This is a genomic window from Streptococcus sp. HMSC067A03, from assembly GCF_001814295.1.
Classification (GTDB): domain Bacteria; phylum Bacillota; class Bacilli; order Lactobacillales; family Streptococcaceae; genus Streptococcus; species Streptococcus constellatus.
Map to the genome: position 1 here is coordinate 1 of NZ_KV815648.1, position 14,150 is coordinate 14,150.

Genomic DNA, 14,150 nt, shown 5'->3' on the forward strand with positions numbered 1-14,150 from the left:
CGGAGCACCAATATTCAGCACGTTCTACAATCTTTATAGGGTCTGATACTCCGCTAAATTCTTTAACATATCGATCATATTTAGCTGAATTATATTCTACTATCCAGCCTTGCTGTAACATTAATCTTGCCATATATCGTCCAGCGAAAACTGATTTTCCCGCACGTGTCCTTGCTATAATTGAAAAATGTGGTGAAATATCACTGTGCCAAATCAGATTTTTAGCCAATCTAATAGCATGTTTATCTTCACTGATAAACTCTTTTAACGAATCAGTATCATCTTTTGCTATCAATCGTTGTGAGGTCAGAGTATCTTCAAAATAGAATAATATAAAGCTATCACCTTCAGTTAATTCAGAACTGACAACAGCGTATTTTTGAAACTTACCTGAAAGGATTCCAGAAACCCGTTGCTCAAATTTTTCGCGATCAGCTCGTTCCCAGTTGGCTATATTTTCAATGGCAATATAGCCCTCAGATAGATCAGGATTAATCCAAACATGCACATCAGGCATTTCATCGCCAAAACGTGTTGAATTCGATAGTTTGAGTACATCTGTAATTTGTTTATCGTTAAACAATCGCTTTAGTTTTTTTGCTAGCTTTTGGGATTGAATAGACATGGAAGGTATAGAAATTGTTGATACTTCTTCACGTTTAAGATATGTATAGATAGATAAAGCGATTAATAACAGAGTGCAAGTCAAAAAGAATAATGATGGCTTCTCAAAGAATTTTGAAATAAAAAGATGAGAATTCAGAGCTAGTATACAAACAAGATAACACATAACAGAAAACATCAAAGTTATCAAAGAAAATTGATAACCTTGAAATTTACTGTTTGATTGTCGTTTGATTCTTCTGTATTTACGCATTACGTTGAACCACGCTAACAGAATCAGCCGCATACCAACCAATGCCGTTATTGGTTGCACCACCGCGGACATTGCGGAATTGAAGAACAGTACCAAATTTTACTTCCACTTGATTCGGTGCTTTAATTGTGTATTCTAAATCATTGTTAGTATCAACTACTGAATACTTAAATTTATTACCTACTTCTTCAATAGAACCAGTAGAAAGAACATTGAGAACAGGGACAACATCGGTTGTGTATTCGTTACCAGTCTTTTCACTGACCATTACCTTGGGTTGCGTTTTTTGCTTGAGAACTTCTTCTAAATTTTTAATCCAATTTGTTTTAGCCATTTTCCTCACCCCCTTTCATTTGTGCTTGTTCTAAAACTGCTATTAAAGAATAAAACAAATATGTATCATAATTTTGTAAATAATTAACCAAGAAATGCCACTTGGAAGGCAGATTATCAGTTAGATACTGACATTTGACATAATTGTTATAATCTACTAATATAGCCTGATGCAATCGATACAATTTTTCGAAATATTGAAATTCATTGTAATTAGATTTAGTTTGAATCCATATTACAAATTTTGTAACTTTATTATTCATAACTTTAGTATGGAATGCCTTTCTTTTTTATTTATTAGACGATTTTCTCGTTTAATATGTTTTAATTATATAACACGAATTGCGTTTTTGCAGTTTAATTGATATAATATTAAAAAGGATAAAGCGCCTATATAATAAAGATTTATCTATGATTTGTGTTGCGTTTTTTCTTTTATTTTTTAAAAAAATAAAATGCGTTTTTCAAGGAGGAAATATGATAAAAAAATATACAAATGATGATTTAATAAAAATATTTAAAAAATTAACTGGTATTACGGTCCATAAATCAACTGTAAATAGGTGGATAAAAAACATATCTAAGAATAAAGTTGAAACAAGAGGACGAAAACAATATATTAACGAAGATCTATTTTATCAAGTTCTTATAAAGAATATTGAAAGGAAAACAAACATAATATTAGACATTGATTCTATAAATGAGTTGAAGAAAGATGATTATTTTATTCCACCAGAGATACAGAAGGCAAAAGATAGTAATATAAAGCGCTATAATCAATTATACGAAGAAGATATTAAGAATTTTTTGGGATGGAAAAATAATCCTTTATCTAATAGTGAAAAGCGTTACTTGAAGTTGAATGATTCGGTCCTAAATGATGTGGAAGAACAGTTTAATAATTATGTTAGACAGAATTTTGATGAATTTCTATTTCAAATGAAAATAGCATTTATGCAACAAATAGATTCCTTTGAACTATTAAGCGAGAATCGAAAAAAGTTAAAATCTGATGTGTATGAATATTGTGTAAGCAATACGGAAAATAGGGTTTCACAGAGATTAATTGAGTTATGTGACAATAATTTTGAAACTGGTAAGAAAGAATACGAGAAAGAGATTAACGATATTAAAAACAATTTGTTTAATCGTTCTGAAGTATATTTTAATAAAACACCAAGAGAAATTTATTTAAAAAAAGAACTTGAAGCTAAGAAGTTAGAGTTGCAAGTTAAATGTTTATTTGCTAACTATACAAAATTAACTAAGAAAAAGTTTTATGAAGATGAGTTGGAAAAAGATTTAAAAAAACGATTAAGCCTTATATCTGATGATATCACTGGTGATAAGTTAAATGAGCTTAATGAACAGCTAAATGATTATTCATATTATATATATTAGAGAAGTAAAAAGTATCTCTATCTAATCATAGTCAAAAGATAGTAACATAAATTACTTTATTCAAAAAGATAATTTAGAGACAATGAACATAAAAATATATTCAATATAAAAAATCCGATAAGTTCACATAAAAACTTATCGGATTTTAATTCATCTTCATTAATTAAGTCATTATAAAAGTAAGGAATAAATAAAAAATTAAGATTTTCCTTTGTCTTTTACAGTTTCTATAAGAATTTGAAAGGCAGTTAATAGTTGTTTTTGTTCAGATGAGGGTAATTCAAGCAAATCATCAACTAATGTTTGAAGTTCTTTATTTTCTGTATTAACCTGACTTTCGAAAAATTCTACCGTATTAGAATCTAATGCAGTCAAAATTTTCTCAAGCGTATCTATTTTGATGTTAGAGCCTTTCGTTTCTAAATTTGAAATATAATCCGTTCCAACATCTGCTTTTTCACTTAAAGCTTGCTGACTCATTGATTTGATTTTTCGTAAAGTTCGTACTCTTTTTCCTATGTACTGCCGTAAATAAAATTTTGTCATAATGATAACCTCGTATATAAAATATGATACAGAGTTTACAAGTACAAAATAACCAGTATACAAGCTAAAAATATCTAATATATTGCCTGTAGACTAATTTTGTGTTAAAATAGTTCTAAACAAGTGCTAAATACTTGACAAAAACGCTTGTTATACTACATATAACAAGGCTTGACTTTGTAGTCAAGCCTTCCTAAAAGTTAAAAAACAGGAGGAACTATGGGAAACAAGGTTATTAAAGGTACAGCAACAGGGGCTATAGCACTAGCCGCGTTTGGTGTAGCTAGTGGGGCAACTGTTCAGGCAGAAGAATTGACCAAACCGTCAACTACTCTGTCTTCTGATGTAACAGCACCCAAGGCGCACAATATTAAAGTCTTAGAGGGTGTTCTATTGACAAAGGATGGTGCTGCGGTCACCACCACCCCAACAGAGAAGACGGTTGAGGAAGCGCACAGTGTCAAACAACAAGCGGATCAAGCGGTGACCGACCAAGCCGGGAAAGTAGCTGAAAGTGCTCAAATTGAAGCGAACAGCCAAAAGGCTGTTGAAGATGCTACCGCAAAAGTAGCCGAAGCGGAAAAGAATAAGGCTGCCGCTACACCAGATGCGATTGCCCAAGCGGAAAAAGGCGTAACTGATACGCAAAAAGAGATTGCACAAAATCAAAAAGCAAGTGATACCGCAGCTAATGCCACACAAAAAGCGACTGACGCGGCTACTACCCAAAAACAAGCGGTAGAACAAGCCCAAAAAGGGGTAGAAGCTGGACAAAAAGCAGTTGATACGGCTAAAAAAGGTGTCGATACCGCCAAAGCAGCGCTCGATGGCACCGGGGAACAAAAAGCTCTTGATGAACAAAAAGCAGCCAATAAAAGCTTAGAAGATGCCAAAAAGGCAGAAAGCGATGCTACTCAAAAATTGGCAGCCGCTAAAAAGGCAGATGCCGAACGTCATGCCCAAATCAAGGACTTGAAAAACCAAGCAACCACTCAAAGCAAAACGGCAACCGACACCGCAACCGATGCTGCTGCGAAAAAGGCAGCCGATAGCGCAGCTAAAGCGGACGTTAGCACCGCTAAAAAGGCAGTAGAAACAGCTCAGGCAGCCCTTGACGGGACGGGTGCCCAAAAGGTCTTGGATGAACAAAAAGCCGCTGAGAAGGCTCTTTCTGACGCCAAAACCAAAGAAGTGGAAGCCGCTCAAAAATTGGACGAAGCCAAGAAAGCAGACGCCGATCGTGATGCCAAAATCAAAGACTTAACCACAAAAGAAGCAGAACAAGCTGTAGCTAAAACGGACGCCGAAAATGCCCTTGCGGAAGCCAAGAAAAATGCCGAAGCCAAGAAAGCAGCCAAAGAAGCAGCCGAAGCCAAACGTGATGCTTTACAGAAAGAATTGGATGCTAAGAAGAAGTTATCGACGATCACCGTACCACAATATGTGATTGATGCTTATAAGAAGTATTTGGATTCTGATCAAAACGAATCTGATAAAGAGGTTCTTGAAGCGGCATTTGGTCGATGGATGGAAGATCCAGATCCACGTTATAGTGACCCACAATACAATGGAAATGTACCAATTGATACATCAACAGTTGATCCAGCACACCTAACTCGTGAACAAGCAAAAGCTTTGACACAATATTATGCACATATCGTAACTAATCTTCGTCGTCAATTCTGGAGTGAAAAAGCTAGAACTTACACAACAGAAGCTGCCATTGATTATGTACAAAAGGTTGCCGAAGCTTACGCAAAAGAAAACAAACCATGGTCATCTGGTCACAGCCATACAGCACTGGCTGCTGGTGAAACAGCTTCATCAAAACTAACATGGGGTAGCGAAAACATCAGTTCTATGTCTTCTCGCACCACGACCATGACTGAAATGTATCGTTACATTCTTAGCTCAATTATGCAAATGTTAGTAAACGACTATCATAGCGATTATGGTCATACTAAAAATATGCTTCGTTTTGGTGATTACGATGATGTCATCGGTGTCGCATCCAGTGTGACCCCAAACGGACTTGGTCGCATGCACTATGTGGGATTCAGTGATAAATATGCCGGTCAAGCCCTACCAGACCCATATGACACAACGCAATTGGAAAAAGACTTGGCTCAAGCCGAAAGTGATTTTCAAGCAGCACTCACAGCCTTCAATGAAGCCAATGGGGTTCTGACTGCTAAACAAGCTGCTTTTGATGCAGCTCATCAAGCGCTGAGCACGACACAAAGCGAATTGGCTACTGTACGCAACCAAGCGCTCCAAACACCTAGCGCTGAAATGGCACACCGTGCAGCCGTTGCAACGCGTACTAGCGCAGAAACCCGCAAAGCGAGTGCAGACAAAGCGGTTACCAACCTCAACGCATCAATTCAAGAAAAACAAGTTGCATTGCAAAAAGCGCAAGCGGTCTTAGCTGCTAAAGAAGAAGCGGCTCAAAAGGCTGCGACCGCCCTTCGTGAAGCAGAAAGCAAAGCAATGGAAGCGCAACAGATGCTCAACGCTACCAAAGCCAAATTGGCAGCACTCACCGGGGTGAAAGACGCTACACCAGCGGCTAATGAAGCCTTAGAAAAAGCAACGACTGCTCGCAAGGATGCACAAGCTCGTAAAGATGCGGCAGACAAAGCGGTTGCCAACTTGAACGCATCTATCAAAGAAAAACAAGCGGCACTTCGTACCGCAGAACAAGCCTTGACGGCAGCTGAAAACAACTTAGCAACCCTGAAAGCAAGCAAAGCGAGTGAAGATGCCAAATTGGTAGCCGCTGAACAAGCGGTGGCAGCTGCGAAGAACATGGAAGCTAAATTGGTGGCGGAAGCGAGAGCGCTTGAAAGTAAGTTGAACGATCAACAAAACTTGCTGGCCATGTATAAGAATGCGGATAAGTTGCTTGGTGAAGCGGTATCAAAACAATTGGAAGCAAGTGCGAAACATAAGGAAGCCGTTGCTAAAGTGAATGTAGAGCGTGGTAAACTGGCAGAACTGTTGAAAGACCAACGGGATGCAAATAGCCAGTATGAGGCGGTGAAAAAGGCTTATGAGGAGTGGGTTGCTTCTAAGAAAACAGCAGAAGAAAAAGCACAAGCTCTTTCAATGCGTCAAGCTGTTAAACCAATGACCACAAGCAAAAAGATTCGCCCAACCATTCACTCAAGCTATATTTATAGCCGAGCTGACAAACAACTCCCACAAACTGGAGAAAAAGGTTCATGGCTGGCATTGATAGGTATGGGAATCTTAGCAAGTCTTAGCTTTGGTGTACGTAGAAAACAGGGAAGAAGAGGATAAGGGAGTATATGAAAAAAATTGTAAAAGTAATCTGTTTAGCTTTATCTGTAGTAACGATATTGAGTGCTTGCTCCACGATACAAAAACAATCAGAAACTGCTCAAAAGACAGAAAAATCAGCAACAAATGAATTTAAAAAACCAGTTGGTATTTATGAACATTTTAAGACAGCAAAAAATGAATTATGGTATGATGTTTTAAAAGTAGATAAAAATGCAGAAATATCTGCTATTTGGTTGGTGAATAAAGGTAAGGTTAAAATTTACTCCGTACCAAGGAGTTTAAAACTTGGAGATATCAGCAAAATGTCTGACAAAGAAATCTTAAAACAGCTTCCAAAATGGTATGAACAAGTCAAACAAGATTGGATTACATCTTTAAAGGGAACTACTAATCCTGATGGGCAAGCTTCACTTGCAACAGCGCAGAAATATATTGGTAAGGATGCAATGAATCAAGATTTGAAAGTAAACATTAAGACAGATGCTTCTGGTAATGAAACTATTAGTAAAGAATTTGAATATGTAAGGTCTGACTATTGGCATGCATTGCCACGAGACACTCCACTTGATTTACGTGGTTATCATAGGTTTAATAGTGTCGGAAAGGCAACTATCTTTGATAGTCAATATATTACTTTTTATACATATGACTCTAACAGTGGGAAATCGTCAACTCATTTAATTACAAGAACGTCTGGTCATATTGTTATGGATTCTCCTAATACAAAAGGAGTTAAAGTAGACTAGATAAAAAGCAAGAATCGTCATTGATTCTTGCTTTTTTAAATTTTGAAGTTGCCACAGAACTATATGGTAATAACTAAAAATTGCCCGTATTCATTTTTGTGCAGTTGAGAATTTTTAATATATCATTGTAGCCTATGATGTTAAACAATTATTTCTTAAATTTCTATCAATATTTTACAAAGTAGTTCTTCTAATTTTCCTAAATCTCCATAGACTGTTCCATCCATATAAAGGTTGTAAACTTCATCATCTTGTTCCACTCGTATTTGTGCAGAATACCCTTTTGATAGTGCTAAGGAACGAATGACTTCTCGTTGAGTTCGTCCATTCCCTTCTCGAAAAGGATGAAAGTAATTAAGATTATCAAGAATTTTTGCTAATTGTTTAATAATCTCATCTTTTGAATTAGCAGTTTGATAATAGGTATGAATAAGGTGGTTTATATAGGCTTTAGCAGTACTAAAAGATTGTATTGGCATAAAAGGATTACCACTTTTCGAGATATTCACCTTGCGATATTGTCCCGCCCAAGCATAGACATCTTGAAACAAATATTTATGAATGGCTAAAATATCACTAATAGAACAGACTTCAATAGGTTTCAAGCGCAAGTCTGCAAGCCTTCTAGTAACGAATAAATGCTCATTCCGATAGGCTTCTTCAACGTTTGTGATATTTTGTTTGTTGATTAAGACTGTAGAATTTGGATAGGTATATTGGTGATTAGGGTCAATGTACTCATAGCCTTCGTATTGATTTTTAACCAATATTCAATTCCTTTCGTCTGTTGATAACATAAGTTTTTAAATCAATCACATCTTGAACGGTAGGTTCATAATTTTCAATCATTGATGACCCAATAGCATACCAGACGGTATCAAAATCTGAAAAGTTATCAAAGGGAATCCCTAAAATTGTTAATTTATCTTTATTTACATCAAGAGTCACGGTAAACCTCCTTGTATAGTGCTACTATTATTATATCATAAATTCGGTATGCTCACATTAAGGAATAGAGATTCCTTTCTTTTTATAATAAACAAGAAAAAACAGTAAACCTTTCGATTTGCTGCTCTTCTACATAATTTATTAGCTATTTCATTTTCTTAACTGTTGTAAAATATCTCTGCAATCCCAATAATATAACAATGCCATCAACTATAGGTATAACATACCAAATACTTTGTGCTCCAAATATGTGCGGAAGGAAAATCATAGTTGGAATAAATAAAATCACTTGCCTTAACATAACTAGAATACCAGCTGTTTTACCATCTCCAATCGCTTGGAAAAATGTCATAATCATAATCATTATCCCATAAACAATGAAAATACTATACATTATACGAAAGTTTGGAACCGCTAAAAGTAGTGTTTCATCAGACAATCCAAATAAATTAAGAATCTGTTTAGCAAATCCTTCTGCTGGTATCCAAAAACAAGCTGCCAATACGATTGAACTAATAGTAAAAACATTAAATATTTTTTTCACCCTATTATATTGCTTCGCTCCGAAATTGGCACCAATAGCGGGTTGTAATCCTTGACTCATTCCCCATAGCGGAATGAAAGAAAAAGCTTGTATTCTTAATGATACTGCCATAATGGCTGCTGAAGTTTCTCCTCCATATCGAAATGCCTGACTATAAAGAAAGCTCTGTTGAATAATAGTAAGCACCTGCATAAGCATAGCAGAAACTCCTACCGAAAACATCTCTCCTGTTATTTCCTTTTCTTTTCTCATCAAACCAATTTTTACAGTTTCACTTTTTTTCTTAAAATACCAAAGCGTAAATACTGCTTGAATAAATTGTGCTGTTACTGTAGCAATAGCAGCTCCCTCGACTCCATGTTCTTTAAACATTATCATTAAAACCGGATCTAATACTATATTTATTCCTGCTCCCAATGACATAATTAACATGGCTCGTTTCATTAACCCTTCACCACGCATTACCATATTAGCTGCCTGTGCAAAATTCACAAATAGGGATCCAAGAAAAATAATTCGTAAATAACGAGTAGAAAGATCTAAAAGTTCTCCCTTAGCTCCAAATACCATAAGAAGCTGTCCGCAAAATAAAATACCTAATATTGTAACTATTGTTGACAATAACAAAACCCAAAAGCAAAGATTCCCCATAACTTTGTCAATGGTTCTTTGATTTCCTTCTCCAATTGCTCTGGAAAGTAGAGATGCCGACCCTACACCAATCAAAGTAGCAATCCCAGTATTGATGTAGGTAAATGGGGTAGCAATGCCTACTGCCGTCATGGCTTTTTCACCAAGTATTTGACCCGCAAAAATACCATCCATTAGCGGATATAAGCCAATAACAATCATTCCTAATATCGCAGGTAATGATAGCTTAATTAATATTTGTAATGGCTGCTCTGTTAACAGCTCTTTACTATTTTTATTCATACAATTACACCTCTTCTCTGTTTTCTATTAGAACGTCAATTATCATTTTTTTAAGAATGTGACGTTGTGAAATTAAATGTTCCCTGATTCCTAATGTCTCACAACCTAAAATGAAAGTATTAACCAAATCATTGAGTAGACTCCAAGATTCTTTAGAAATCTTCAAACATCCGTTTTCCTCTAACATTTGCTCAAAATCCCTTATATTACTATCCCTTATATCTTTATAAAGTTGTTGTAAGGTTTCATCTTCCTGCATCGACTGCAAGAACATAACATATATTGGAACAAATGTATTGCTGGAAAGTGCCTTATCAACAATTAGTTCAGCTAACACCTCTATACCTAAAGGTTTTGGAATTTCAGATATCTTTTTTTTAATAATATCTTCCCTATATTTACAACCTCGGATCATCATGTCGTAAAGAATTTCAGATGTACTTTTATAATGATGATACAATCCTCCTGCGGATAGTCCGGTAGCTTGTACTAAATCATGCATACTTGTGTTTTTATATCCCTTTATTGTAAAAACTTCCAATGCAATATTCTGTATTTCTAATTTTCTTTCATTTGCTGTTAGCCGTTCTCTTTTCATTTATCCTCCTTACCGATATACATGTCGGTAGGTATATCTTAACATTAACTAACCAAAATTGTCAATATCTCAAATAGGCAAGCTCTAATATAATATTTCCCCATAAAGAAAGGTTAAGCGTCTTTATATAATAACTAAGATTTAGAAATTCCAATGTTTCATTTGAATTTTAGGCAAAAGTTTCTTTTTTGAAAAGCAATATTTTCACCCCTAACTACAAATTTATCATCACTAATTAAAACTCCATCCTGCATTACATAAACCTTATCACAAATATATTTTAAATAACAAACCCTATGATATTTAGAAAACATGATTTATCGTATATCAAAAATAAAAAACACTTCATTTAACTGTTGAATAGATTGTTTCCTTATTAACCTATGAAGATATTTTAGATTTTGTAGAAAATCATTGATACAAAAAGCAAGTGACTGTTAGAAAATCACTTGCTTTGTTTTTTAAACAATAATGGTGTGAATTTTGGTATTTAGCAGCTCAATTCGTGTATTTGTGGGGTAAAATTCACACCATTCAAATCAAATTAGTTAAAATTAGATGAAAATTCGCTTTCTGTAAATAGGGGAAAGCGCTGATTTTAAAGGGTTTTGAAATTTATTAAAACTAACTCTGTTCAAACCAGGTCTTAAGAAAGCTCGTAAAGCTTCACAATTCTCAAAACGTTAAGAACGGCTTTACAGCAACGATTACAAACACCCAATGTTTACCTCATTGGGTGTTTTTTAGTGCATTTTTTGAGAAACTCACCTCAACTATTATTTCAATGTATTAGAGTTAGTCTAAAATGAAGAGACTGAACTGTTTGCTCAGTCTCTTTTGTGATAGTTAGTTTTCAGTTTTCTCTGACGATATGTATTGATCAATTGAGGTGTGAACGAGGGTTAAAAATTTTTCTTTGAAGATTTGTGGTGGGAGTGGATTTTCTTGGGTTATCCACACTTCAATGTTGGCAATCACATAATGAACCAGTAGGGAGATGATAAAGTCATCTGGTAAATCAATAAGTGATTGATTCGGTTTGATATTTTCAAGCGCCCATTTTGTGTAAATCTTTTTTAAATAATTGGTCCAATGAGGGTCCATTGAGCTAGAATACAGCATCTTTAGCCATTTTCTATTTTCATAAAGGATAGGAAAAATTTTATCTGCAATGAAAAGAAAGGGGTCTTTATTTGTCAATGTACTATATTCTAAAATGTCTCGTAAACAGGTTTATCGATACTATCATGAATAAATGCAATGATATCATCAATATTGTGAAAATGATGTTTGTAGATTGCTTGACGTGAAATACCAGCTTTCTTGGCGAGCTCGCTCATCGAAAGATTAGTTTCATCAGGATTTAGCATCGCTAAATCGTAGAAGGCGTCTAAAATTTTTTGTTTATTACCTTTCACCATATGAAAATACCTCTTATTTCTTTTTTAGTATAAAGAAAATAGAAAAAGATTTCAATAAAAAACTGTGGAATTGTTAGAATAATTTTATAGCATTTAATAAATACAAAATATTTAATATCTGTTTATACAATGTGAAAGATAGTTGATATTTATAAACGATGTCGTAAAAGCTAAGCAAAAAGATTGATAAAATAGTTTAATTATGATGTAATAGCAAATGTGCAATTTTTAGCCCATGAGCATCCTACTGTTATGAAAATCTTAATAGCTATGTGATATTTTACATGGAGAATAGATTAAAATCATAAAAACTATATGCTAAAATATTGACGGTATAAATTTAAAGCGGTACAATATTAGTGTATAGTAGGGGGTGGCTGTCTTATTTTAGCTAGGCGTTTTTATTTGTGTCATTCTGTTATAAGGAGGAAAACGTGAAAAAAATAAAGGTAATGGTCGTTTTTGGTACAAGACCTGAAGCTATCAAGATGGCTCCACTTATTCTTCAATTGAAAAAACAATCAGAGAAATTTGAAACTATGACAGTTGTGACTGCACAACATCGACAAATGTTAGATCAAGTATTACAAACATTTAATATTGAACCAGATATTGATTTGAATATCATGGGAAAGCAGCAAACATTAACGGATATTACTGTAAAAATTTTGGCTAAGTTGGATAAACTTGTAAAAGAAATGAAGCCGGACATCATTTTGGTTCATGGCGATACAACGACAACATTTGCTGCAAACTTGGCAGCCTTTTATAACCAAGTTCGAATTGGGCATGTAGAAGCTGGTTTGAGGACCTGGGAGAAGTATTCTCCATTTCCAGAAGAAATGAATCGCCAAATGACAGATGCAGTAACAGATCTTTATTTTGCTCCAACGATGCAAAGTAAAGTCAATCTCATTAAGGAAAACCATGATGAGAAAAACATATTTGTTACAGGGAATACAGCGATTGATGCTTTGAAATTAACTGTTCAAGAGCATTATCATCATGATATTTTAGCACAAATAGCGCCAAATCGTCGTCTCATTCTCGTTACTATGCACCGTCGTGAAAATCAAGGAGAACCAATGCGTTGTGTATTTAGTACTTTGCGGCAAGTGGTTGAAGCATATGATGATGTTGAGGTCGTCTATCCTGTTCATTTAAGCCCAGCTGTACAAGAAGTTGCATAGGCAATTTTGAGTAATCATCCTCAGATTCATTTGATTGAACCGTTAGATGTTGTGGATTTTCATAATATTGCAGCAAGAAGTTATTTCATTATGTCTGATTCTGGCGGTGTCCAAGAAGAAGCACCGTCTTTAGGAAAACCAGTACTTGTGTTGCGTGATACAACAGAGAGACCAGAGGGGGTGAGTGCTGGGACATTGAAGTTAGTTGGAACAGAAAGTAAGAATATTCACGAGGCCATAGAGACGTTATTGACAGACGAGATCGTTTATCGTCAAATGTCTCAGGCTAGCAATCCATACGGTGATGGTAGAGCTTCTGAGCAGATTGTAGAAGCGATTGCGTATTACTTTGGTCGTGCAGAAAGACCAGAAAATTTTGTGATAGGAGAATAAGATGTATCGAAAAAGAGAACTGGAATGGACAATTGCTTTACTTATCTTGATTATCTTGGCAATTGTTAGTTATAGTTTCTATTTTGCGAGCAGTATTTTAAATATTGAAATTATTTTGATAGTTCTTGCGGTTTTGAGTGTATTTCTTTTACCAGATATGCTGCTCACTTGGTTACTGATCTTTAGCAGTGTATTGGCAACAATTTTTTTGGTTGCAGGTGTTGTGTATATACCAACAAATCAATGTTTTCTACTATTGATTACCTTTCCGCTTATTTTAAGCATATCACAACAAGTCAATGTTCACCGACGAACCTATCTTTCTATTGTCAAGGATCATACTGAGCAAGTAAGGGAAATGTATCAACATCATTTACAAGCTATTCAAGATGGGCGAGAAGAAAGTTTACAAGCTTTATTAGTTCATTGGGCACATAATGATTATTTTCAACAAATTTATCCTAAAGAATTTCGTTGGATGTTGGTGCGGATTTATGTGACTTTAAAGAAATGTATGCAGGGAACAGGTGCTGTTTATTATCTTTCAAATGGGAATTTTCTCATTTTATGTTCGGGAGAAGGGCAATCTCCAGCAGAGATATTCCATCACAATATGCTTGCTAAATTGTCTTTGCTTCGCTTTAAAACCAGTAAAAGTGTGCACGAAGTGCAGTATAAATCAGGCTATCTGTTGATTGATTCAGAAAATTGTGAAAAGTTTTTAAACTTTGATGATTTTGTTAAAAATCTGGACAGACAACTTGAAACAGACATTATTGTAGAATATTAGGAGGAAATTTGTGACAATCACCAATATTTTTTTCGGGGTAGCATTAGCAATTAGTATCTTTTTTACTTTATGCTTCGTTGTATTATTTATTTGCTATTTAGTCATTTACAATAGAGTAAATAAA

The 14,150-nt window shown here is 34.8% G+C and carries 10 protein-coding genes and 3 pseudogenes; 5 read left to right on the forward strand and 8 right to left on the reverse strand.

Annotated elements, in window-relative coordinates; all coding sequences use genetic code 11:
- Both HMPREF2963_RS03540 and HMPREF2963_RS03545 read right to left on the reverse strand, forming a co-directional pair.
- Positions 1 to 877 (reverse strand): annotated as a pseudogene (locus HMPREF2963_RS03540) (cell division protein FtsK); the annotation flags it as partial.
- Complete coding sequence (locus tag HMPREF2963_RS03545) at positions 870 to 1,211, reverse strand: hypothetical protein (protein ID WP_070668747.1); 342 nt, start codon at positions 1,209 to 1,211, stop codon at positions 870 to 872. The gene HMPREF2963_RS03545 and the pseudogene HMPREF2963_RS03540, both read right to left, overlap by 8 nt.
- A 476-nt stretch (positions 1,212 to 1,687) precedes the next feature.
- Here HMPREF2963_RS03545 and HMPREF2963_RS03555 point away from each other — a divergent pair, with 476 nt between their 5' ends.
- Positions 1,688 to 2,611: a hypothetical protein gene (locus HMPREF2963_RS03555; protein ID WP_070668753.1), complete on the forward strand. Its 924-nt coding sequence runs from the start codon at positions 1,688 to 1,690 to the stop codon at positions 2,609 to 2,611.
- A 198-nt stretch (positions 2,612 to 2,809) separates the two neighbouring features.
- On the opposite strand, the gene HMPREF2963_RS03560 is transcribed toward HMPREF2963_RS03555, so the two are convergent.
- A complete protein-coding gene (locus tag HMPREF2963_RS03560; protein WP_017649262.1) occupies positions 2,810 to 3,157 on the reverse strand; it encodes a helix-turn-helix domain-containing protein in 348 nt (115 codons plus the stop codon).
- Between the two features lie 219 nt (positions 3,158 to 3,376).
- On the opposite strand from HMPREF2963_RS03560, the gene HMPREF2963_RS03565 reads away from it, so the two are divergent.
- Both HMPREF2963_RS03565 and HMPREF2963_RS03570 read left to right on the forward strand, forming a co-directional pair.
- Entirely contained in the window at positions 3,377 to 6,460 is a 3,084-nt protein-coding gene (locus HMPREF2963_RS03565; protein WP_070668756.1) for an SEC10/PgrA surface exclusion domain-containing protein, read from the forward strand.
- An 8-nt stretch (positions 6,461 to 6,468) separates the two neighbouring features.
- On the forward strand, positions 6,469 to 7,209 hold the full coding sequence (locus HMPREF2963_RS03570) for a hypothetical protein (RefSeq protein WP_070668758.1): 741 nt from the start codon (positions 6,469 to 6,471) through the stop codon (positions 7,207 to 7,209).
- Between the two features lie 155 nt (positions 7,210 to 7,364).
- Here HMPREF2963_RS03570 and HMPREF2963_RS03575 read toward each other — a convergent pair whose 3' ends face one another.
- From HMPREF2963_RS03575 to HMPREF2963_RS09655, 5 genes and pseudogenes are all read right to left on the reverse strand, one after another.
- A complete protein-coding gene (locus HMPREF2963_RS03575; protein ID WP_017649259.1) occupies positions 7,365 to 7,976 on the reverse strand; it encodes a Fic/DOC family protein in 612 nt (203 codons plus the stop codon).
- Positions 7,969 to 8,157: a hypothetical protein gene (locus HMPREF2963_RS03580; protein ID WP_037598016.1), complete on the reverse strand. Its 189-nt coding sequence runs from the start codon at positions 8,155 to 8,157 to the stop codon at positions 7,969 to 7,971. The genes HMPREF2963_RS03575 and HMPREF2963_RS03580 overlap by 8 nt, the downstream gene beginning before the upstream one ends.
- A 145-nt stretch (positions 8,158 to 8,302) precedes the next feature.
- On the reverse strand, positions 8,303 to 9,634 hold the full coding sequence (locus tag HMPREF2963_RS03585) for an MATE family efflux transporter (protein ID WP_049481597.1): 1,332 nt from the start codon (positions 9,632 to 9,634) through the stop codon (positions 8,303 to 8,305).
- Positions 9,635 to 9,638: 4 nt separating this feature from the next.
- Complete coding sequence (locus tag HMPREF2963_RS03590) at positions 9,639 to 10,232, reverse strand: TetR/AcrR family transcriptional regulator (RefSeq protein WP_017649257.1); 594 nt, start codon at positions 10,230 to 10,232, stop codon at positions 9,639 to 9,641.
- 846 nt (positions 10,233 to 11,078) lie between these two features.
- Positions 11,079 to 11,653 (reverse strand): annotated as a pseudogene (locus tag HMPREF2963_RS09655) (TetR/AcrR family transcriptional regulator).
- A 434-nt stretch (positions 11,654 to 12,087) separates the two neighbouring features.
- On the opposite strand from HMPREF2963_RS09655, the pseudogene wecB reads away from it, so the two are divergent.
- A pseudogene (wecB, locus tag HMPREF2963_RS03600) lies at positions 12,088 to 13,236 on the forward strand (non-hydrolyzing UDP-N-acetylglucosamine 2-epimerase).
- A 1-nt stretch (position 13,237) separates the two neighbouring features.
- Positions 13,238 to 14,026, forward strand: a complete 789-nt coding sequence (locus HMPREF2963_RS03605; RefSeq protein WP_070668761.1) for a hypothetical protein — start codon at positions 13,238 to 13,240, stop codon at positions 14,024 to 14,026.
- Positions 14,027 to 14,150 lie beyond the last annotated feature (124 nt).

Excerpts from the sequence above, each read along its gene's own strand:
- HMPREF2963_RS03605 (WP_070668761.1), top strand. The coding sequence starts at position 13,238 with ATGTATCGAAAAAGAGAACTGGAATGGACAATTGCTTTACTTATCTTG.
- HMPREF2963_RS03585 (WP_049481597.1), bottom strand. The coding sequence starts at position 9,634 with ATGAATAAAAATAGTAAAGAGCTGTTAACAGAGCAGCCATTACAAATA.
- HMPREF2963_RS03560 (WP_017649262.1), bottom strand. The coding sequence starts at position 3,157 with ATGACAAAATTTTATTTACGGCAGTACATAGGAAAAAGAGTACGAACT.
- HMPREF2963_RS03545 (WP_070668747.1), bottom strand. The coding sequence starts at position 1,211 with ATGGCTAAAACAAATTGGATTAAAAATTTAGAAGAAGTTCTCAAGCAA.
- HMPREF2963_RS03555 (WP_070668753.1), top strand. The coding sequence starts at position 1,688 with ATGATAAAAAAATATACAAATGATGATTTAATAAAAATATTTAAAAAA.
- HMPREF2963_RS03590 (WP_017649257.1), bottom strand. The coding sequence starts at position 10,232 with ATGAAAAGAGAACGGCTAACAGCAAATGAAAGAAAATTAGAAATACAG.
- HMPREF2963_RS03565 (WP_070668756.1), top strand. The coding sequence starts at position 3,377 with ATGGGAAACAAGGTTATTAAAGGTACAGCAACAGGGGCTATAGCACTA.
- HMPREF2963_RS03570 (WP_070668758.1), top strand. The coding sequence starts at position 6,469 with ATGAAAAAAATTGTAAAAGTAATCTGTTTAGCTTTATCTGTAGTAACG.